This window comes from Hyphomicrobium denitrificans 1NES1, from assembly GCF_000230975.2.
Classification (GTDB): Bacteria; Pseudomonadota; Alphaproteobacteria; order Rhizobiales; family Hyphomicrobiaceae; genus Hyphomicrobium_B; species Hyphomicrobium_B denitrificans_A.
On the sequence record NC_021172.1, the window covers coordinates 3,350,341 to 3,368,781 of the forward strand.

An 18,441-nucleotide genomic window follows, 5' to 3' on the forward strand; every position below is an offset into this window, starting at 1 on the left:
AGCAGTCCGAGCTTCGCATGATTTCAAGGCTTCGAACCTTTTTCTGCGCGTGTGCCACCGTTCTTATCGCGACGTGCCTGCCCGCGATGGCGGACGACACGCCTCAGCGCTGCCATGGCGCCGATATGCTGGCGGAGCTGCAGACCCGTTCACCGGACGTCTACAAGACGGTGATGGACGAAAGCCGCCGGACGACCAATACCGAAGCCGTACTTTGGAAGATCGAGAACCCCGGCGTCGCGCCGTCTTATCTTCTGGGTACGATGCATCTTTCCGATCCGCGCATTTCGCAATTATCGACGCAGGAAAAGGAGATCATTGCGCATTCGAAGTCGGTCGCACTCGAAGTTGCCGACCTTTCCGAAAAAGCTGTCGGCGATGCTATGGCGAAAGCCGGCCACCTTCTCGTCTATACCGATGGCCGGACACTGAACGGGCAATTGTCCGGAGACGAATTCAAGATCGTTCAGCGCGTCGTCAAACAGGCCGGTATGCCCGAAAACGCATCGAGCGTTTTGAAGCCCTGGCTCATCAGCATGCTGCTTGCGACATCCGATTGCGAGCGCAAGCAGGTGGCGTCCGGTGCCAAGGTTCTCGACCTGCAAGTTGCGCAGGAAGCGCAAAAGAACGGCTTGGCCGTCAAGGGCCTCGAGACCATCGAACAACAATTGGAGGCTCTGGCTTCGATTGCCGACGATCAGCAGATCGACATGCTGAAAGTCGGCCTCAAGTATGCCGACCGCAGCGACGATCTGATGGAAACGATCATTCAGATGTATCTGAAGCGGGAGATCGGCGCAGCGATGCCGTTTCAACTCGCGCTCGCGGCCGAATCCGGAGTTCCAGCGTCGGCTTTCAGCGGTTTCAAGAAAGCGCTTCTCGCCGACCGCAACGTCAGAATGCGCGACGGGGCCGAACCACTGCTTCAGGACGGCAACGCCTTCATCGCCGTTGGTGCGCTGCACCTTGTCGGGCCGACCGGGCTCGTCGCGTTGCTCAGAGAGCACGGCTACATCGTTACGGCGGTGGAATAGCCTTTTGATGGCCGGGTTGACCCCGGCCACCGCAAAGGTTTCAGAAGTGGATCGCGCGTTTGCCGACTGCGAGGGCCGCTTCCTTGACGGCTTCGGTCAACGTCGGATGCGCGTGACAGGTCCGGGCGAGGTCTTCCGCCGAGCCGCCGAACTCCATCAGCACGCAGGCTTCCGCAATAATCTCTCCGGCGTTGGCGCCGATGATATGGACGCCCAGCACACGATCCGTCGCCGCGTCGGCGAGGATTTTGACGAAGCCGTCCGTCATGCGGATCGACTTCGCACGACCGTTGGCCGTGAACGGAAACTTGCCGACGTTGTATGCGATGCCGGCAGCTTTCAGCTCTTCTTCAGATTTGCCGACGCTCGCAACCTCCGGCGATGTGTAGATGACGTTCGGGATGACGTCGTAATTCACATGACCGGCTTGGCCAGCGATAATTTCGGCGACGGCAACGCCTTCATCTTCGGCTTTGTGCGCCAGCATCGGGCCCGCGATCACATCGCCGATTGCGAAGATGCCCGATGCGCTCGTCTGGAAATGGCCGTCGACCAGGACGCGCTTTTTCGCATCGAGCGCCACGCCGGCCTCGGCAAGACCGAGGCCCTCAGTGTAAGGCACACGCCCCACCGCAACGAGCACGACATCGGCTTCGATGGCCTCGGCCACGCCTCCTGCCGCCGATTCGATATCGATGCCGAGCGGTTTGCCTGGACTTTCGGGCTTGGAAACACCCGTAACCTTACTTGCGAGCCGAAATGCGATGCCCTGCTTTTCGAGAAGACGCTGGAACGAGCGGGCGATCTCCTTGTCAATTCCCGGCAGGATGCGGTCAAAAAACTCGACGACCAGCACGTCGGCGCCGAGGCGGCGCCAGACGGAGCCCAGCTCAAGGCCGATGACACCAGCACCGATCACAAGCAGCTTGCGAGGAACGGATGCAAGCTCCAGAGCGCCGGTCGATGATACGACACGCTTCTCGTCGATCTCGATGCCGGGCAGACGCGCAACATCCGAGCCCGTCGCGATCACGATCGACTTTGCTTCCAGCGTCTGCGTCTCGCCTCCCGGCAAGGTTACGGCAACCTGACCGCTTTTCAAGACGCGGCCGGTTCCGAAGTAGCTGTCGATTTTATTCTTCTTCAGAAGATAGGCGACGCCTTCGACGTTGCCTTTGACGCCTTCGCGCTTGAAAGCTTGCATCTTCGGCAGATCGAGAACCGGCGACGCGTCGATGCCCATCGCGCCGAACGCATGCTTGGCCTCATCATAGGCGTGCGATGCGTGCAGCAGAGCCTTCGACGGGATGCAGCCGACGTTCAAACATGTGCCGCCATGCGTGCCGCGCTTTTCGACAACGGCGACTTTCATGCCAAGCTGGGCGGCGCGGATGGCACAGACATAGCCGCCGGGCCCTGTGCCGATAACGATCAGGTCATAGGATGCTGTCATTCTTCAGAGCTCCAGGACGAAGCGCTGCGGATCTTCGAGGCATTCCTTGACGCGGACAAGGAAAGTGACGGCCTCTTTGCCGTCGACGATGCGGTGATCGTAGGAAAGTGCGAGGTACATCATCGGACGCGCCACGATCTGGCCGCCGCGAACGACCGGACGCTCCTCGATGCGGTGCATGCCCAGAATACCGGACTGCGGTGCGTTCAAGATCGGCGTCGACATCAGCGACCCGTAGACACCGCCGTTCGAGATCGTAAACGTGCCACCCTGCATGTCCTCAATCGACAGTTTTCCGTCGCGGGCGCGTTTGCCGAATTCGGCGATCTTCTGCTCGATCTCGGCAAGGCTCAGCCGGTCGGCTTCGCGCACGACAGGTACGACAAGCCCTTTCTCCGTCCCGACCGCAACGCCGATGTGATAGTAGTTCTTATAGATGATGTCGTCATGATCGATCTCGGCGTTAACGGAAGGCACGTCGCGAAGGGCCTGGATACAGGCTTTGACGAACAGGCCCATGAAGCCAAGCTTCACGCCGTGTCGTTTCTCAAAAACATCCTTGTATTGCGCGCGCAGCGCCATGATGGCGCTCATGTCGACGTCGTTGAACGTCGTCAACATCGCAGCGGCGTTCTGCGCCTCTTTCAGGCGGCGCGCGATGGTTTGACGGAGTTTCGACATCCTGACGCGCTCTTCACGCGTCGCGTCGTTGGCGGGAGAGGGGAGGCGCACATCGCGCATGACGACCGTGGCCTGCGCTTCCGGAATCGCAATCGCATTGGGCGGGATTGCTGCGCTCGGTGTTTCGCGGAGAGGTGGGGGCGGGGCCGCAGGTCGCGCCGCCGCGGCAGCAACGGCGTTGATGACGTCTTCCTTCAAGATTTGCCCGCGGCGGCCGGTGCCGTGAACGTCGGACGCCTCCAGCCCGGCTTCCGTCAGCGCCTTAAGCGCCGCCGGCGGCGGTGGAGGCGCGCCCGCGTTCGCGCCACCTTCCTGGGCTCTCGTTACCTGCTCTGGCTTTGGCTGAGACGGAGGGGGTGGTGGAGGTGCGGCAGCCTTTGCTGCACCTGACGTGGCTGCTGACGCATTCGCCGCGCCATCCTTCAACGCCGCGAGCAGCGATCCGACCGCGACCGTCGAACCCGGCTTGACCAGAATGTCGCCCAGCACGCCCGCGGCGGGGGCGGGAACTTCGACCGTCACTTTGTCGGTTTCAAGCTCGACCAGAGGCTCGTCGGCATTCACGGCCTCGCCCGGCTGCTTGAACCACTTGCCAACGGTCGCCTCCGTGACGCTTTCCCCAAGCGCGGGAACGCGAATCTCAATCGACATATGAGCCCTCACACCATTGCTTGTGATCGGCGACTCCCCTTCACGGAGCCGGCCGCCGATCGCGGTTGCTTATTATGTTCCGAGCGCGTCGGCGACGAGCGCGGTCTGTTCTTTGACATGCTGCGAAAGCAGTCCGGTCGCAGTCGATGCGGACGCCGGCCGCCCAGCATAACGCGGGCGGCGGTGAATATACCCCAAATGGGTCAGTACCCATTCGATATTCGCATCCATGAAGTACCAAGCGCCCATGTTTTTAGGCTCTTCCTGGCACCAGACAATTTCGGCAAATTTAAAACGACCGAGTTCCTGGATCAGGGCGCGCGCCGGGAACGGATAAAGCTGCTCGACACGGAGCAGATAAACATCGTCGCGCCCTTGAGCGTCGCGGGCATCGAGAAGATCGTAATAGACTTTGCCAGAGCAGACTACGACGCGCTTGATTTCGTCGTCGGGCCGGAGTTTGACGGCGGAAACGCCCCGTTCCGCGTCATCCCACAACAGACGATGGAAGCTCGTTCCAGAGCCAAACTCGTCGATCTTCGACGTGACGCGTTTGTGCCGGAGCAGCGACTTCGGCGTCATCAAAATCAGCGGCTTGCGGAAGTTCCGATGCAACTGGCGACGGAGAATATGAAAATAGTTGGCGGGCGTCGTGCAGTTTGCGACCTGCCAATTGTCTTCGGCGCAGAGTTGCAGGAAGCGTTCAAGCCGCGCGGAGGAATGTTCCGGGCCCTGGCCTTCGTAACCATGCGGCAGAAGACAGACGAGGCCCGACATGCGCAACCATTTGCGCTCGGCGGAGGAGACGAACTGGTCGAATACGACCTGGGCGCCGTTAGCGAAGTCGCCAAACTGGGCTTCCCACAGCGTCAGTGCATTGGGCTCGGCCAGCGAGTAGCCGTATTCAAAGCCGAGCACGGCTTCTTCCGACAGCATCGAATTGACGATCTCAAAGCTTGCCTGATTGGGAGCCAAATGCTTGAGCGGCGCAAAGCGGCGATCCGTTTCCTGGTCCACAAACACGGCGTGACGTTGTGAGAACGTTCCGCGTTCGCAGTCCTGGCCCGAAAGCCTGACGCGGAACCGCTCCATCAACAGTGACGCGAACGCGAGGTGCTCACCCATCGCCCAATCGATCCCGACCCCGGCCTCGGTCATGTTGCGGCGGCGTTCAAGAAGCTTGGCGATCGTCTTATGGATGTGGAAATCGTTGGGGATCGAGGTCAGGCGGCGGCCAAGATCCTTCAGCGTCTCAACGGGAATTCCGGTATTGCCGCGCCAGTCGTCGCTATCGGGGCGTGTAATGCCCGACCAACGGCCGTCGAGCCAATCCGCCTTGTTCGGTTTGTAGCCGTCCGAGACCGCGAACTCTTTGTCAAGATTGGTGCGCACCGACGCTTTCATCTCATCGAATTCAGCGGTTGTGAGAACGCCTTCGTCAATGAGCGATCGTGAATAGCTTTCGACGATGGTCGGATGCGCCTTGATCTGCTTGTACATCGCCGGCTGCGTGAACATCGGCTCGTCCGTCTCGTTGTGACCGTGACGGCGATAGCAGAACATGTCGATGACGACGGGCTTCTGGAAGCGCTGGCGGAACTCGGTTGCGATCTTCGCGACGTGGACGACGGCTTCCGGACTGTCGCCGTTGACGTGGAAAATCGGGGCTTCGATCATCAAGGCGACGTCGGAGCAATACGGCGACGAGCGCGAATGGTGCGGGGCCGTCGTAAACCCGATCTGGTTGTTGATGATGAAGTGGAGCGAGCCGCCTGTGCGGTGACCGCGCAGTCCCGAGAGTCCGAAACATTCCGCGACGACGCCCTGGCCCGCAAAGGCTGCGTCACCGTGAATGAGGAGCGGCAGGACCGGGGTCCGGTCGCCGCCTGAACATCCCTGCTGATCCTGCTTCGCCCGCACTTTTCCGAGCACGACGGGATCGACGATCTCAAGGTGCGACGGGTTAGCCGTCAGCGAAAGATGCACGCTGTTGCCGTCGAACATGCGATCCGACGATGCGCCGAGGTGATATTTGACGTCGCCGGAGCCTTCGACATCGTCAGGCTTGAACGAACCGCCCTTGAACTCCTTGAAGATCGCGCGGAGCGGCTTCGCCATGACGTTGGCGAGCACATTGAGGCGGCCGCGGTGAGCCATGCCCAGCGCGATCTCCCGGACGCCCAAATGACCGCCGCGTTTGATGATCTGCTCGAGCGCCGGGATCATCGCCTCTGCGCCTTCGAGGCCAAAACGCTTGGTACCGGTGTATTTCAGATCGCAGAACTTCTCGAAGGTCTCGGCTTCGATGAGCTTCCTCAGAATCGCTTTGCGGCCCTCGAGCGTGAAACTGATGTCCTTTTCCAGCCCCTCGATCCGTTCCTGAATCCAGCTCTTTTGCGCCGGATCGGTGATGTGCATGAACTGGAAGCCGATCTGGCGGCAATACGTGCGCCGCAGGATCGTCAGCATCTGGCGCATCGTCGCCGTTTCGAGGCCCATGACACGATCGATGAAAATCGGCCGGTCGAGATCGCCTTCGGTGAACCCATACGTCTCGGGCAACAGCTCGCGGTGAACCCGGCGATCGGCAAGACCGAGCGGATCGAGGTCGGCGGCGAGATGGCCGATGACGCGATAGGCGCGGATCAGCATCAGGGCGCGGATCGAATCCTGCGTCGCGCGGAGCGATGCCGCCGGCGTCATCTCGAAGCCTGCGATCTGTGCGCGTCTCTCGATCTTATCGCGGATGGTGCGCTCGGTTTCGCCGTAGTCGCCCGTCAAAGCGGCGACAAGATCGCGTTCGGTGCCGGTCTCAGTCAGCAGCGCTTCAAGCGGTGGCGCCCAGGCGGGGCCGCCGGTTACGGGCTGCGTCGCGGCCGGCTCCTTAATGCTGTCGAAGAACCGTCGCCATTCGTCGCTGACGGCGCCAGGATTGCGCTCGTATTCGGCCTGCATATCCTCGATGTAGGGTGCATTGGCAACGCTCAGGAACGAGGTGCGAAGGAACGCTTCGTTCTGGCCATTTCGTGACATCTGCTTCGTCCTTTTCAGGCTCGGGAGGTGCCTATCGAGGGCTCCGGATAACGCACGCTGGCGAGATCGGAAAAAAACGCCGCCGATCGTTTCGGCCAAGTCCTCAGTGAATTCTTACGCTCTCAAGATTTCAACGAGTGTCCGCCCGAGAGCGGCAGGATTTGGCGATATCGCTATCCCTGCTGCCTTCATCGCAGCAAGCTTGTCCTCTGCCTTGCCCTTACCGCCGGAAATGATTGCTCCCGCGTGCCCCATACGCCTTCCGGGCGGCGCGGTGACACCGGCGATAAAACCGACCATCGGCTTCTTCCGGCCTTTGCGAGCTTCACGCGTCAGAAACTCCGCAGCATCTTCCTCGGCCGAACCGCCGATTTCGCCGATCATGATGATCGATTGTGTTTCCTTGTCGGACAGGAAGAGGTCGAGAACGTCGATGAACTCGGTGCCCTTGACTGGGTCGCCGCCGATGCCGACAGCGGTCGTCTGGCCAAGACCGACATCCGTCGTTTGCTTCACTGCCTCATATGTGAGGGTTCCGGAGCGAGATACAATGCCGACGCTGCCGTGCTTGAAGATGTTTCCCGGCATGATGCCGATCTTGCATTGATCGGGCGTCAGGAGGCCCGGACAATTCGGTCCGACGAGCCGAGATTTCGACCCATCGAGGGCGCGCTTGACCCGCACCATGTCCATCACCGGAATGCCCTCGGTGATGCAGACGATCAGCGGAACTTCCGCGTCGATCGCTTCCAGGATCGCGTCGGCGGCAAACGGCGGGGGTACGTAAATTGACGACGCGGTGGCGCCCGTCTTGGCGACGGCCTCTCCCACGCTCTCGAAGAGCGGGACGTCGGCGAGCTCGGCATCGCGATGCTTGGTGCCCCCTTTGCCGGGCGTTACGCCGCCGACGATCTTCGTTCCATAGGCCCGCGCCTGCTTAGTGTGAAACGTCCCTTGGCTGCCTGTTATGCCCTGGCAGATGACCTTCGTCGCCTTGTCGACCAGAATTGACATTCCGTCCCCGCATTGACCGCACTTCACGGCGGGAATGTCGCTCAACTTTTGCGGTGCAGCAAGACCAACTATCGTTCAAATGCGGATATTTCGGCGATTCGAACGCTCGTCAGGCAACCTGCTTCAATTCATCGGTAATCTTCTTGGCCGCATCGGCCAAATCGTCGGCCGGGATGATCTTCAGGCCAGACTCCTTGAGGATTTTCTTGCCGAGATCGACGTTCGTGCCTTCGAGGCGCACGACGAGCGGCACCTTAATGTCCATTTCGCGAGCGGCCGCAATCACGCCTTCCGCGATAATGTCACAACGCATGATGCCGCCGAAGATGTTGACCAGGATGCCCTTCACGGCTGGGTCGGCGAGGATGATCTTGAAGGCTTCGCGCACTTTTTCCTTGGAAGCACCGCCTCCGACGTCGAGGAAGTTCGCTGGCTCTGCACCATAAAGCTTGATGATGTCCATCGTCGCCATCGCGAGGCCGGCGCCGTTGACGAGGCAGCCGATGTCGCCGTCGAGCTTGACGAATGCAAGATCGTGTTTCGAGGCTTCGACCTCTGTCGGGTCTTCCTCACTGAGATCGCGCAGCGCGACGATCTCCGGGTGCCGGTAGAGCGCGTTCGAATCGAAGTTCATCTTGCCGTCGAGGCAAATGAGCTTTCCGTCCTTCGTGACAACTAGCGGATTGATCTCGAGCAGGCTCATATCCTTCTCGACGACCATCCGGTAAAGGTTTTGGACGAGATTGCTTGCTGCCTTCACCTGGTCGCCCTTGAGGCCCAACGCAAAGGCGACCTTGCGGCCATGAAACGGCTGATATCCGGTTGCCGGATCGATCGTCAGGGTGTGAATCTTCTCGGGCGTCTCATGGGCGACATCCTCGATGTTCATGCCGCCTGCCTGGCTGACAATGAATGCAACACGCGAAGATGCGCGATCGACAAGTGCCGAAAGATAAAGCTCGCGCTCGATCGCCGAGCCGTCCTCGATATAGAGACGATTGACGATACGCCCCGCATTTCCGGTCTGAACGGTGATCAGCGTTTTACCGAGCATTTGTTCAGCGAAGGCCTTCACCTCGTCGATCGACTTCGCGAGTCGAACGCCACCCTTGTCGCCAGCGGACGATTCCAGAAACTTTCCCTTGCCGCGTCCACCAGCGTGAATCTGCGCTTTGACGACCCACACCGGCCCTGGCAGCTTTTTCGCCGCTTCGACCGCCTCGGCGACTGAGAAAGCGGCAAAGCCGTTCGGCGTCGGCACGCCATACTGGCGATAAAGCTCTTTAGCCTGGTATTCGTGAATGTTCATGCCTGGGCTCCATTCCGCAGCGTATTTTGTGAATTTCTGTCAGCGCGCGTTTTCCCGCGCACGCCGTCATTACGCCCCAATTCGGAGCGGTAAAGATGCCGCGCGCGCTCAATTATCCGACCTCCAGGGCGGCGCCGTTTGAGGTGGGTTCCGGCACCACAGCAAATCAGGCTTGAATACTGGCTTGGTCTGAAACGGGGAATAGTCATGTCTCAGCAATTTCAATGCATCAACATCGATGGCCTGAAGGCGGCACGAACTGGGCGCGATCCTTATAACTTTCTCGTCGGCAACAACTTCATTCAACCTTCGGCGGTCGAGTCGCTCAAGGCCGACTATCCGGATATCAAGGAGCCGGGCTTTTTTACGGAAACTGACGTCGGTGACCGCTCTCATGGGGCATTTGCAAAATTGCTCGAAGACCTGAAGAGCCCGGAAGTGTCGAAGATCATCTCGGAAAAGCTCGATATCGACCTCGTCAACAAGCCGAAGATGATTACGATCCGCAAGATCTCGCAGGCCAAAGACGGCCGCATCCACACGGACGGCGAAGCGAAAATCGCAACGATGCTGACCTATCTTAACGACAAGTGGGACGGTACGGGCGCGGGTTGCCTTCGCGTTCTGCGCAACGACAAGAACTTCGAGGACTATGTCGAGCAGATCAACCCGCTGACCGGAACGGTGTTCGCATTCCGCCGATCCGACAGCTCCTGGCACGGCCACACGCCTTTCGTCGGCGAGCGTCGCGTCGTGCAGATGACGTGGCTTCGCAGCGAAGCGGATGTCGCACGCAAGGAAAAACGAGGCGCGCTGTCCCATAGTCTGAAAAAGATCTTCCATTTCGGCTGAGTCGAGCGCCTGCGTGTCCGTATGACAATGCCTAGGGTGGGGAAGCGTGCGCTGCGCGCTTCCGCCCCTTAGCTTGCGAGTGCGGGGCTGATTTTCTTGCAGGCTTCGATCAAGCTCTGCACTGATGCAACGGACTTCTCGAACATCGCCTTTTCGTTTTCGTCCAATGCGAGTTCGACGACCTTCTCGATGCCGCCTGCGCCAATGATCGCGGAAACGCCGACGTAAGTGTCCTTTATGCCGTACTCACCGTCGAGATGGGCCGCACACGGCAGCATGCGCTTCTTGTCTCGCAGGTAGCTCTCGGCCATCGCGATCGCCGACGCTGCGGGCGCATAGAACGCCGAGCCCGTCCCAAGCAGTGCAACGATCTCGCCACCGCCGCTGCGCGTGCGCTTGATCATCGCGTCAAGCTGTTCCTGGCTGAAGAAGCCGAGCTTCACACAATCGGGCAGCGGCACGCCGCCGATCGTCGAATAGCGCACCAGCGGCACCATGTCGTCGCCATGGCCACCGAGCGTCAAAGCCCGAACGTCCTCGATCGAAACGCCGGCCGCCTCGGCGAGGAAGCAAGTGAAGCGGGCACTATCGAGCACGCCAGCCATGCCGACAATCTTGCTGGCGGGGAGGCCCGCGAACTTCCTGAGCGCCCACACCATCGCGTCGAGCGGATTCGTGATGCAGATGACAAAGGCGTTCGGCGCGTGCTGCTTGATGGCAGCACCGACCTGCTCCATCACTTTCAGATTGATCCCCAGAAGATCGTCGCGGCTCATACCCGGTTTTCTCGGAACGCCAGCCGTCACAATGCAGACGTCGGCTCCGGCAATCGCCGCATAGCCATCTGTTCCGGCGCCCGACAGCCGGGCGTCATAGCCTTCGACTGCGGCGGCCTGTGCAAGATCGAGGGCTTTGCCCTTGGCGACGCCTTCGATGATGTCGGTCATCACGATGTCGCCGAGTTCCTTGAGGCCAGCCAGCAGCGCCAGCGTGCCGCCAATCTGTCCTGAGCCGATCAATGCGATTTTGGCGCGCGCCATTCGAGCTACCCCCAAGGAAATTTAACCAGTTGCAGATGCGGGACGGATGTCACGCTCTTTCGCCTAATCAAATTCGTTGGCCGCTCAAAGGCAAGCCGCAACTTTGGTATGAAACCGATTGCGGCGAACAATCGACGATCACATGCCGTCAGTATCGGGCTCGACCGCCTGAATGACCGGCAAGATAGGCTTCAGAGCGCATTTCAGTCAGGCGTGAGGCCGTGCGCTGGAAGGCGTCCGATCCATTGCCATGGGGATAGAGGACCGTCGGTTCAGCGGCGGCCGAAGCAATGAGGCAGATGCGACCATCGTAGAGAGCGTCGACCAAATTGATGAAGCGGCGCGCCACGTCGCGGCGTTCGGGTGTCAAAATTGGAATGTCATCGATAATGACCGTATGGAAGGCGTGAGCGATATGCAGATAATCGTTGGCGCCGAGCGGACGATTGCAAAGTTCGTCGAAACTGAACCGCGCGACGCCGACGGATGCGAGCGGCACGACAAGCTTTCGCCCCTTGACCTCAAGCGTCTGAGATTTTCCCGGATGCTTGCCAGTGAGGCGATCCCAGTGAGCATCGAGCGCGGCGCGTGCAGCGACATCGGAAGGATAAAAATAAAGTTGCGCGCCTGACAGCTTGTCGAGTCGGAAATCCTTCTGGGACCTCAGCTCGACCACATCCATGTGTGCGCGGATGAGATCGATGAACGGCAGAAAGAGTTGCCGGTTGAGGCCGTTTTTATAAAGGTCCGATGGCTGCGCGTTCGATGTGGCAACCACCGTAACCCCGGCTGCAAAAAGGTTCTGAAACAACCTGCCGAGAATCATCGCATCCGCGATGTCGGAGACATGCATCTCATCGAAGCATAAAAGCCGCGCCTCGCGAGCAAGAGCGCTCGCAACATGTGGGATAGGATCGCCGGGCGTGTCTTTGCGCGCCGCGCCGATCCTTTCGTGGACGTCCGCCATGAATTCGTGGAAGTGAGCACGCCGCTTCGGCTCGAAGGGTGTTCCTTCGAAAAAGAGATCCATCAGCATTGTCTTGCCGCGACCGACGGCGCCCCAGACGTAAAGACCTTTCGGTGTTGCCGACGGCTTGCCCAGGAAGCGTGAAAAGAGACCCCGATTGCGGCGGTTCGTGACTAGTTCCGATTGCAGTGCATCAAGCCGCGCCGCGAGAGTGGCCTGCGCAGCGTCAGGTTCGATCTCATACTCCGTCAAACGTTGTCGATATCCGTCGATAATCGTGCCCATGCGCCCCGCCCAAACTCCCAGCGTCTCGGTAGTCGGGATGGCGCTACGCGCGCAACTGCGAGAATCCGCGACGAATCTTTCCCGCTGCGCGACTGAATGTCACTCTCTGTGGAGGCCGAAGGGGGCCTGCGAGCCTGAGACGCCCGTTGGCAGGGCTTTTCAAACAATCCGTCGGTGGAAGTTGCATTGCTGCATTGCAGCAGTAACTTATTGCTTCGCACAAATTAAGCAGCATTTTCTGTTAGGTTACGAGGGCTTGGCGGACCGGCGACGGTACATCAGGCCGGACTTCAAGAGGCTACGTTATGTTGGACGAAACTCACGTCGCGGGCGATGCACATTTCGGGTTCATTCGGCGGCTCCTTGCGAGCGAAAGCTACCTGCTCAGAGATCACCTGCAGCGCCTCGACAGCGATGCGCGCCACCGGCGGTTCGGACACGACGTCTCAAACGCATTCATCGCAAGCTATGCAGCGCACGCCAGCGACTTCGGAAACGTGACGTTCGGCTACTTCGTCGACGGGGATGTTCGCGGCGTCGCCGAACTGCGTCCCGGCACGTTGATGCGCCCGGAGAGCGCCGAGGTTGCATTCTCCGTCGAAAGACCTTTCGCCAATCGTGGTATCGCGACGCAATTGATGGGGCGCATCATACGAACGGCGCGCAATCGCGGGCTGAGCCACCTCACGCTCGTCTGCATGACTGACAATGCCAAGATGCAGGCAATCGCGCGCCACTACGGTGCGGACCTCAAGATCGAAGACGGATCAATCTTCGCCGACATCGTTCCCAACCGCGCCGATTACCGATCGCTGGTCGCTGACATGATCGATGAACCGATGACCTATCTTTACGCCGCCCTCGATATGCAAACGCGCATCAGCGGATCAGGCGAAATCTGATCCATTCGCCAGCGTAATGGAAAGGTCTCGATGGAGAATTGCGATTCGAAATTGGGAATCACAATCGGCGCAATTCGCTTTTCCAAATCTTTGGAAAGACCAAGAGGCCGGAAAAAATAAGAAAAATTGCGACATTTGCGCAACAATTCGCGTTAATAAACTCCTTTTCATGCGATATATCAAACTTCTCTGTCTACAAACTTCGCGAAGTTGCTCATGTTTGTTGAGTTCGAGCTGATTCGAACTCTAGAGGGAGACTAAATCCTATGGCTAAAGCAGCTAAGAAAGCACCTGCGAAGAGAAAGAAGCCTGCCGCGAAGAAAGCCGCCAAGAAGACGGTGCGCAAGGCAGCGAAGAAGACGGCAAAGCGGAAAGCCGCCTAATTCGGTTTACGACTCCCGGGCTCCGGATTGGGCATTCGAACTTGGGAGCAAACCGATTAATGGGCGCTTCGGTGCCAATACGTTTCAAATGGTCGGCGACAGCGATTTGCGTCACCGGCCATTTCTCTTTTTGGGATCGCACTCGAATAAGAAATAGGAACGTTTCAGCGCTGTCCTATTCGGGCGAATGGGTCACGGCTTCAATGTTGTGGCCGTCCGGATCAAGAACAAAAGCGCCGTAATAGCTCTCATGATAGTGCGGCCTTAGGCCTGGCGGGCCATTGTCACGCCCACCTGCAGCGATCGCCGCTTCGTAAAAGGCGTGGACTTCCTGGCGATTGGCAGCGGCGAATGCCACGTGCAAACGGCCTTTCAGCGCCGTTCCAGTACCAATCCAGAATTGCGGCCTCTGACGGCCGAAGCCCGCGTATCCGTCGGCACCATCCTCGGAGAAGCGGAATTCTTTCAGTAACGCGATGCCGAGCGGCGCCAGAGCCTGTCTATAGAATGCGACTGAGCGGGCATAATCTGCGATGGGAAAGCCGATATGATCGAGGATGTCCTGCACGGCGTGACCCTTTGTGCGATCCGGCGCTCGGAAGATTCCAGCATCAGACGCGGCGTTCGACCATCAGTTTTTTTAATTCTGCGATCGCCTTCGCCGGCGACAGGCCCTTCGGGCAGGCCTTGGCGCAGTTCATGATCGTATGACAGCGATAGAGGCGGAACGGATCTTCAAGGTTATCGAGCCGTTCGCCCGTTGCCTCGTCACGGCTGTCGATGACCCAGCGATAGGCCTGAAGCAGGATCGCCGGGCCAAGGTATCGATCGGAATTCCACCAATAGCTCGGGCATGACGTCGAGCAGCATGCGCACAGAATGCATTCGTACAAGCCATCGAGCTTGCTGCGATCTTCGCGCGACTGCTTCCATTCCTTCGGTGGCGTCGGGGTATCGGTCTTGAGCCAGGGTTCGATCGACCGATGCTGCGCATAAAAGTTGGTCAAATCCGGAACGAGATCTTTCACGACCTCAAGGTGGGGTAACGGATAGATCTTCACGGGCCCCGCAATATCGTCGATGCCCTTGAGGCAGGCGAGCGTGTTGGTGCCGTCGATGTTCATCGCGCACGAGCCACAGATGCCCTCACGGCAGGAGCGCCGGAATGTCAGGGTCGGATCGATCTCGTTTTTGATCTTGATCAGCGCGTCGAGCACCATCGGCCCGCACTGATTTTTATCGATCTGATACGTATCGATGCGTGGATTATCGCTGTCGTCCGGGTTCCAGCGATAAATGCGGAACTCTTTCCAGTCGCCTTCGTGATTGGCCTGGTTCCAGGCTTTACCGCGAGTGATCTTGGAATTCTTCGGAAGAGTGAGCTGAACCATGTGATTGCCGGGTGACCCCGCGTGCGAGAATAAAGACCGATAAGACAGAAGCCCCTATCGGGCCACCCTGTCAACGGCAGCGCTGGTCGCGGGATGCCGTTCTTTGGTCCTTAGGCAGGCTTTTGATAGGTCTTGAGCTCACGCACCAGGGTTACCAGACGCTCTGCGACGTCCGCACCGGTATCGACGGCCACTCGTAACGTCACGCGCGACTGAAGCACGGTGTTGAGACGGTCCTGCTGCTCTCCGAATGCAAAGAAGATCTCCTCCGGTGCGTCGATGTCGCCGTCCTCGATCGCGGTCATCACGTCGAACGCATTCTGGGCGGCAAGCACCAGCATCGAAGCGATGTCGTTCATGAGTTGCAGGTAGAGCCGTTGAGCATCGGCGCGGATGCGCTGGCCGTGGACGCCGAACTTCAACGGAGCCGCGGCCTGCCCGCCTTCGCCGGCAAAGACGCGCGGATGACGTTGGAAGCGCCGGAAGATTTCGGCGAGTCCCAAGCAGCACGTTTCGAGATCGCGCAGCGCCGCCGCTGTCTTGCGCTTCGTTCGGGCGCGCGTGGCGAGTTTTCCCTCTCCCGACCAATTGATGGCCGCGATCGAGGTTATCGCCCCGAGTGCCGCAAGCGCGGGCAGCACGGCCGCGAACGGATCGGGTGGCATGCGCGTGTCGGCTTCGTCAGCCGGCTCTGATTGGGACTTGCTCAATGGATGCGGCACCTCCGGGCGCCACACCATATCGCGTCTTCATGCACGCACGCTATTTCTACCCTTCGCACGCATAACGGACGTGTCAATAAACGCGCGCTTTCGGTTCGATGTACTTGACTTCATTGGTCATCGTCTTGGTGTGAACCGGCCGTTCGTCGAGCTTTACCAACTTCGTCCGATAATCCACCCACGCCAGCGTGTGTTTCATCCAATTGACATCGTCGCGCTTCGGATAGTCTTCACGCGCGTGCGCGCCACGGCTTTCCTTGCGGTTTTCGGCACCGACGACGGTGACGGAGGCCTGCGCGATCAGATTGTCGAATTCGAGCGTCTCGACGAGGTCCGAATTCCAGATCAACGATCGGTCGGTGACGGAAATATCTGCCGCATCGCGCCAGATGGCAGCGATTTTTTCAATGCCTTCCTTCAGCACCGGACCGTCGCGGAAGACGGCGCAGTTCGACTGCATGGTTTTCTGCATGCGCAGACGGAGCACCGCGGTCGGCGTGCCGCCCTTCGCGTAGCGGAACTTGTCGAGACGGTCGAGAATCTTGTCGTCAGTATCTTTCGGCAATTCCGACTGTGCCGCGGCGGATTCGATCGTCTCAGCGCAACGAAGACCCGCGGCGCGGCCAAAGACGACGAGATCGATGAGGGAATTCGAACCGAGCCGGTTGGCGCCGTGCACCGAAACGCAGGCCGCCTCGCCGATTGCCATTAATCCGGGCACGACGTGATCGGGGTTGCCGTCTTTCTTGGTCAGAACCTCGCCGTGATAGTTCGTCGGGATGCCGCCCATGTTGTAGTGGACCGTCGGAAGGACGGGGATCGGCTGTCGACGCAGATCGACGCCTGCGAAGACCTTAGCGCTTTCCGTGATGCCCGGCAGACGCTCCGCCAAAATCTTCGGATCGAGGTGATCGAGGTGCAGGAAGATGTGATCGCCTTCCGGTCCGACGCCACGGCCTTCCCGAATTTCAACCGTCATCGAGCGCGAAACGACGTCACGCGAGGCCAGATCCTTGGCGTGGGGCGCATAACGCTCCATGAAGCGCTCGCCCTTGGAATTCGTCAGATAGCCGCCTTCGCCGCGAGCGCCTTCGGTGATGAGAACGCCGGCGCCGTAGATGCCGGTCGGATGGAACTGCACGAATTCCATATCCTGCAGCGGCAAGCCCGCCCGAAGCACCATCGCGTTGCCGTCGCCCGTGCAGGTGTGGGCCGACGTGCACGAGAAGTACGTGCGGCCGTAGCCGCCCGTCGCGAGAATAGTTTTCTTCGCGCGAAAGCGGTGGATCGACCCGTCTTCGAGGTTCAGCGCCATGACGCCGCGACAGGCGCCGTCTCGGTCCATGATGAGATCAAGCGCGAAATACTCGACAAAGAACTCCGCCGAATGGCGCAGCGACTGGCCATAAAGCGTGTGCAGCATCGCGTGGCCGGTGCGGTCGGCCGCGGCGCAGGTCCGCTGTGCGGGCGGGCCTTCGCCGAAATCGGTCGTCATGCCGCCGAAGGGCCGTTGATAGATCTTGCCGTCCTCGGTGCGTGAGAACGGCACGCCGTAATGCTCAAGCTCGTACACGGCGGCCGGAGCATGGCGGCAAAGGTATTCGATCGCGTCCTGGTCTCCGAGCCAGTCGGAGCCCTTGACGGTATCGTACATGTGCCAGCGCCAGTCGTCGGGCCCCATGTTGCCAAGGGCTGCGGCGACACCGCCTTGGGCCGCGACGGTATGAGACCGCGTCGGAAAGACTTTCGTGACGCATGCTGTCTTCAGACCGGCTTCGGCGCAGCCGAGCGTTGCGCGCAGACCGGCGCCGCCCGCACCGACGACGACGACATCATACTGATGATCGACAATCGGATATGCTTTGCCAGTGACGGAGGACGCGGCCGTTGTCCCGTTGGCTTTGCCATTCGTTTTTGACATCCGGCTAGGCTCCGAAGCTCAGCTTCAGCACGGAGAAGATGCTGACGAGCGCAATGAAAATCGCAAAAAATGTGTTGAGGATCAGCGCCACGACCTTCAACCCTTCGTCGTGGACGTAGTCTTCGATAATCGTCTGCATGCCGAGACGCATATGGATGGTGCCCGACAGGACCAAGCCAAGCAAGCCCAGCGCGATCAGTGGGTTGGCAAGCTCGCGTTTAACCGTCGCGTAATCGGCGCCCGTCAGCGATACGACGAGCCAAACCAGAAATACGGCCAGAAAGGCGTTCGAGACGGCAGTAACGCGCTGCTTCCAGAAGTGATCGGCACCTTCTTTCGCGGAGCCAAGATACCTTGCCGTTTTGAGAGGCGTTCGCATGGCCATGATTCAGAGGCCTCCCGAGGCAGCAACGCCGATCCAAATGAGTACCGTCAATGCCAACGATCCTGCGAGCGTTCCCCAGCACAGAAGATCGATCGTCTTGAGATCATATCCACGGCAGGTATCCCAGAGCAAATGCCGTAAGCCGCCAAGCAGGTGATGCATCAGCGCCCATGTGTATCCGAGTAGAATGATCTTTCCCGGCCAAGATCCGAAGAAGCCCGCAACATAATCGTAGTACTCGGGTCCTGTCGCGGCCGCGATCAGCCACCAGGCCAGCAGCAGCGAACCGACATAGAGCGCCGCGCCGGTGATGCGATGCAGGATCGACATCACCATGTTGATCAACGGCGAATAGATTTGGAGATGAGGAGAAAGCGGCCGCTCCGGTCGCGCACTCCGCCCTGAGATGGCTTGCATC

16 protein-coding genes are annotated in these 18,441 nt (G+C 59.6%); 3 read left to right on the forward strand and 13 right to left on the reverse strand.

All coding sequences use genetic code 11. The annotated features are described in order from the left end of the window. Nucleotides 1-17 precede the first annotated feature (17 nt). Nucleotides 18-1,034, forward strand: coding sequence for a TraB/GumN family protein (locus tag HYPDE_RS16025; RefSeq protein WP_015599575.1), 1,017 nt, complete (start codon nucleotides 18-20; stop codon nucleotides 1,032-1,034). 40 nt (nucleotides 1,035-1,074) lie between these two features. On the opposite strand, the gene lpdA is transcribed toward HYPDE_RS16025, so the two are convergent. From lpdA to sucC, 5 genes are all read right to left on the reverse strand, one after another. Next, nucleotides 1,075-2,487, reverse strand: coding sequence for a dihydrolipoyl dehydrogenase (gene lpdA / locus HYPDE_RS16030; RefSeq protein WP_015599576.1), 1,413 nt, complete (start codon nucleotides 2,485-2,487; stop codon nucleotides 1,075-1,077). 3 nt (nucleotides 2,488-2,490) lie between these two features. Then, on the reverse strand, nucleotides 2,491-3,819 hold the full coding sequence (gene odhB, locus HYPDE_RS16035) for a 2-oxoglutarate dehydrogenase complex dihydrolipoyllysine-residue succinyltransferase (RefSeq protein ID WP_015599577.1): 1,329 nt from the start codon (nucleotides 3,817-3,819) through the stop codon (nucleotides 2,491-2,493). 72 nt (nucleotides 3,820-3,891) lie between these two features. After that, complete coding sequence (locus tag HYPDE_RS16040; protein ID WP_015599578.1) at nucleotides 3,892-6,852, reverse strand: 2-oxoglutarate dehydrogenase E1 component; 2,961 nt, start codon at nucleotides 6,850-6,852, stop codon at nucleotides 3,892-3,894. A 114-nt stretch (nucleotides 6,853-6,966) separates the two neighbouring features. Then, a complete protein-coding gene (sucD, locus tag HYPDE_RS16045; protein ID WP_015599579.1) occupies nucleotides 6,967-7,866 on the reverse strand; it encodes a succinate--CoA ligase subunit alpha in 900 nt (299 codons plus the stop codon). Between the two features lie 109 nt (nucleotides 7,867-7,975). Further along, entirely contained in the window at nucleotides 7,976-9,175 is a 1,200-nt protein-coding gene (sucC, locus tag HYPDE_RS16050; RefSeq protein ID WP_015599580.1) for an ADP-forming succinate--CoA ligase subunit beta, read from the reverse strand. A 207-nt stretch (nucleotides 9,176-9,382) separates the two neighbouring features. Here sucC and HYPDE_RS16055 point away from each other — a divergent pair, with 207 nt between their 5' ends. Next, a complete protein-coding gene (locus HYPDE_RS16055) occupies nucleotides 9,383-10,027 on the forward strand; it encodes a 2OG-Fe(II) oxygenase (RefSeq protein WP_015599581.1) in 645 nt (214 codons plus the stop codon). Nucleotides 10,028-10,095: 68 nt separating this feature from the next. Here HYPDE_RS16055 and mdh read toward each other — a convergent pair whose 3' ends face one another. Further along, on the reverse strand, nucleotides 10,096-11,067 hold the full coding sequence (gene mdh / locus HYPDE_RS16060; RefSeq protein WP_015599582.1) for a malate dehydrogenase: 972 nt from the start codon (nucleotides 11,065-11,067) through the stop codon (nucleotides 10,096-10,098). A 148-nt stretch (nucleotides 11,068-11,215) separates the two neighbouring features. Next, nucleotides 11,216-12,319, reverse strand: coding sequence for a cell division protein ZapE (gene zapE / locus HYPDE_RS16065; protein ID WP_015599583.1), 1,104 nt, complete (start codon nucleotides 12,317-12,319; stop codon nucleotides 11,216-11,218). A 305-nt stretch (nucleotides 12,320-12,624) separates the two neighbouring features. On the opposite strand from zapE, the gene HYPDE_RS16070 reads away from it, so the two are divergent. Next, nucleotides 12,625-13,221, forward strand: coding sequence for a GNAT family N-acetyltransferase (locus HYPDE_RS16070; protein WP_041320580.1), 597 nt, complete (start codon nucleotides 12,625-12,627; stop codon nucleotides 13,219-13,221). A 558-nt stretch (nucleotides 13,222-13,779) separates the two neighbouring features. On the opposite strand, the gene HYPDE_RS16075 is transcribed toward HYPDE_RS16070, so the two are convergent. The 6 genes from HYPDE_RS16075 to sdhC form a co-directional block, all read right to left on the reverse strand. After that, nucleotides 13,780-14,172, reverse strand: a complete 393-nt coding sequence (locus tag HYPDE_RS16075) for a VOC family protein (RefSeq protein WP_015599585.1) — start codon at nucleotides 14,170-14,172, stop codon at nucleotides 13,780-13,782. Between the two features lie 43 nt (nucleotides 14,173-14,215). Beyond that, nucleotides 14,216-14,995 carry a succinate dehydrogenase iron-sulfur subunit gene (locus tag HYPDE_RS16080; RefSeq protein ID WP_015599586.1) on the reverse strand — a complete coding sequence of 260 codons (780 nt, stop codon included), beginning with the start codon at nucleotides 14,993-14,995 and terminating at the stop codon, nucleotides 14,216-14,218. A 110-nt stretch (nucleotides 14,996-15,105) separates the two neighbouring features. After that, nucleotides 15,106-15,705 (reverse strand): hypothetical protein, encoded by a 600-nt coding sequence (locus tag HYPDE_RS16085; RefSeq protein ID WP_041321441.1) that lies wholly within the window; start codon nucleotides 15,703-15,705, stop codon nucleotides 15,106-15,108. 85 nt (nucleotides 15,706-15,790) lie between these two features. After that, nucleotides 15,791-17,638 carry a succinate dehydrogenase flavoprotein subunit gene (sdhA, locus tag HYPDE_RS16090; RefSeq protein ID WP_015599588.1) on the reverse strand — a complete coding sequence of 616 codons (1,848 nt, stop codon included), beginning with the start codon at nucleotides 17,636-17,638 and terminating at the stop codon, nucleotides 15,791-15,793. A gap of 4 nt (nucleotides 17,639-17,642) precedes the next feature. Beyond that, on the reverse strand, nucleotides 17,643-18,023 hold the full coding sequence (gene sdhD / locus HYPDE_RS16095; protein ID WP_015599589.1) for a succinate dehydrogenase, hydrophobic membrane anchor protein: 381 nt from the start codon (nucleotides 18,021-18,023) through the stop codon (nucleotides 17,643-17,645). A 3-nt stretch (nucleotides 18,024-18,026) separates the two neighbouring features. Next, nucleotides 18,027-18,440, reverse strand: coding sequence for a succinate dehydrogenase, cytochrome b556 subunit (gene sdhC / locus HYPDE_RS16100; protein ID WP_015599590.1), 414 nt, complete (start codon nucleotides 18,438-18,440; stop codon nucleotides 18,027-18,029). Between the last annotated feature and the right edge of the window lies 1 nt (nucleotide 18,441).

Bases quoted from the DNA above. Each gene is read 5' to 3' on its own strand.
- lpdA (WP_015599576.1), bottom strand. From the start codon at position 2,487: ATGACAGCATCCTATGACCTGATCGTTATCGGCACAGGGCCCGGCGGC.
- mdh (WP_015599582.1), bottom strand. From the start codon at position 11,067: ATGGCGCGCGCCAAAATCGCATTGATCGGCTCAGGACAGATTGGCGGC.
- HYPDE_RS16070 (WP_041320580.1), top strand. From the start codon at position 12,625: ATGTTGGACGAAACTCACGTCGCGGGCGATGCACATTTCGGGTTCATT.
- HYPDE_RS16080 (WP_015599586.1), bottom strand. From the start codon at position 14,995: ATGGTTCAGCTCACTCTTCCGAAGAATTCCAAGATCACTCGCGGTAAA.
- sdhD (WP_015599589.1), bottom strand. From the start codon at position 18,023: ATGGCCATGCGAACGCCTCTCAAAACGGCAAGGTATCTTGGCTCCGCG.
- HYPDE_RS16040 (WP_015599578.1), bottom strand. From the start codon at position 6,852: ATGTCACGAAATGGCCAGAACGAAGCGTTCCTTCGCACCTCGTTCCTG.
- HYPDE_RS16055 (WP_015599581.1), top strand. From the start codon at position 9,383: ATGTCTCAGCAATTTCAATGCATCAACATCGATGGCCTGAAGGCGGCA.
- odhB (WP_015599577.1), bottom strand. From the start codon at position 3,819: ATGTCGATTGAGATTCGCGTTCCCGCGCTTGGGGAAAGCGTCACGGAG.
- sdhC (WP_015599590.1), bottom strand. From the start codon at position 18,440: ATGCAAGCCATCTCAGGGCGGAGTGCGCGACCGGAGCGGCCGCTTTCT.
- zapE (WP_015599583.1), bottom strand. From the start codon at position 12,319: ATGGGCACGATTATCGACGGATATCGACAACGTTTGACGGAGTATGAG.
- HYPDE_RS16025 (WP_015599575.1), top strand. From the start codon at position 18: ATGATTTCAAGGCTTCGAACCTTTTTCTGCGCGTGTGCCACCGTTCTT.
- sucD (WP_015599579.1), bottom strand. From the start codon at position 7,866: ATGTCAATTCTGGTCGACAAGGCGACGAAGGTCATCTGCCAGGGCATA.
- sdhA (WP_015599588.1), bottom strand. From the start codon at position 17,638: ATGTCAAAAACGAATGGCAAAGCCAACGGGACAACGGCCGCGTCCTCC.
- sucC (WP_015599580.1), bottom strand. From the start codon at position 9,175: ATGAACATTCACGAATACCAGGCTAAAGAGCTTTATCGCCAGTATGGC.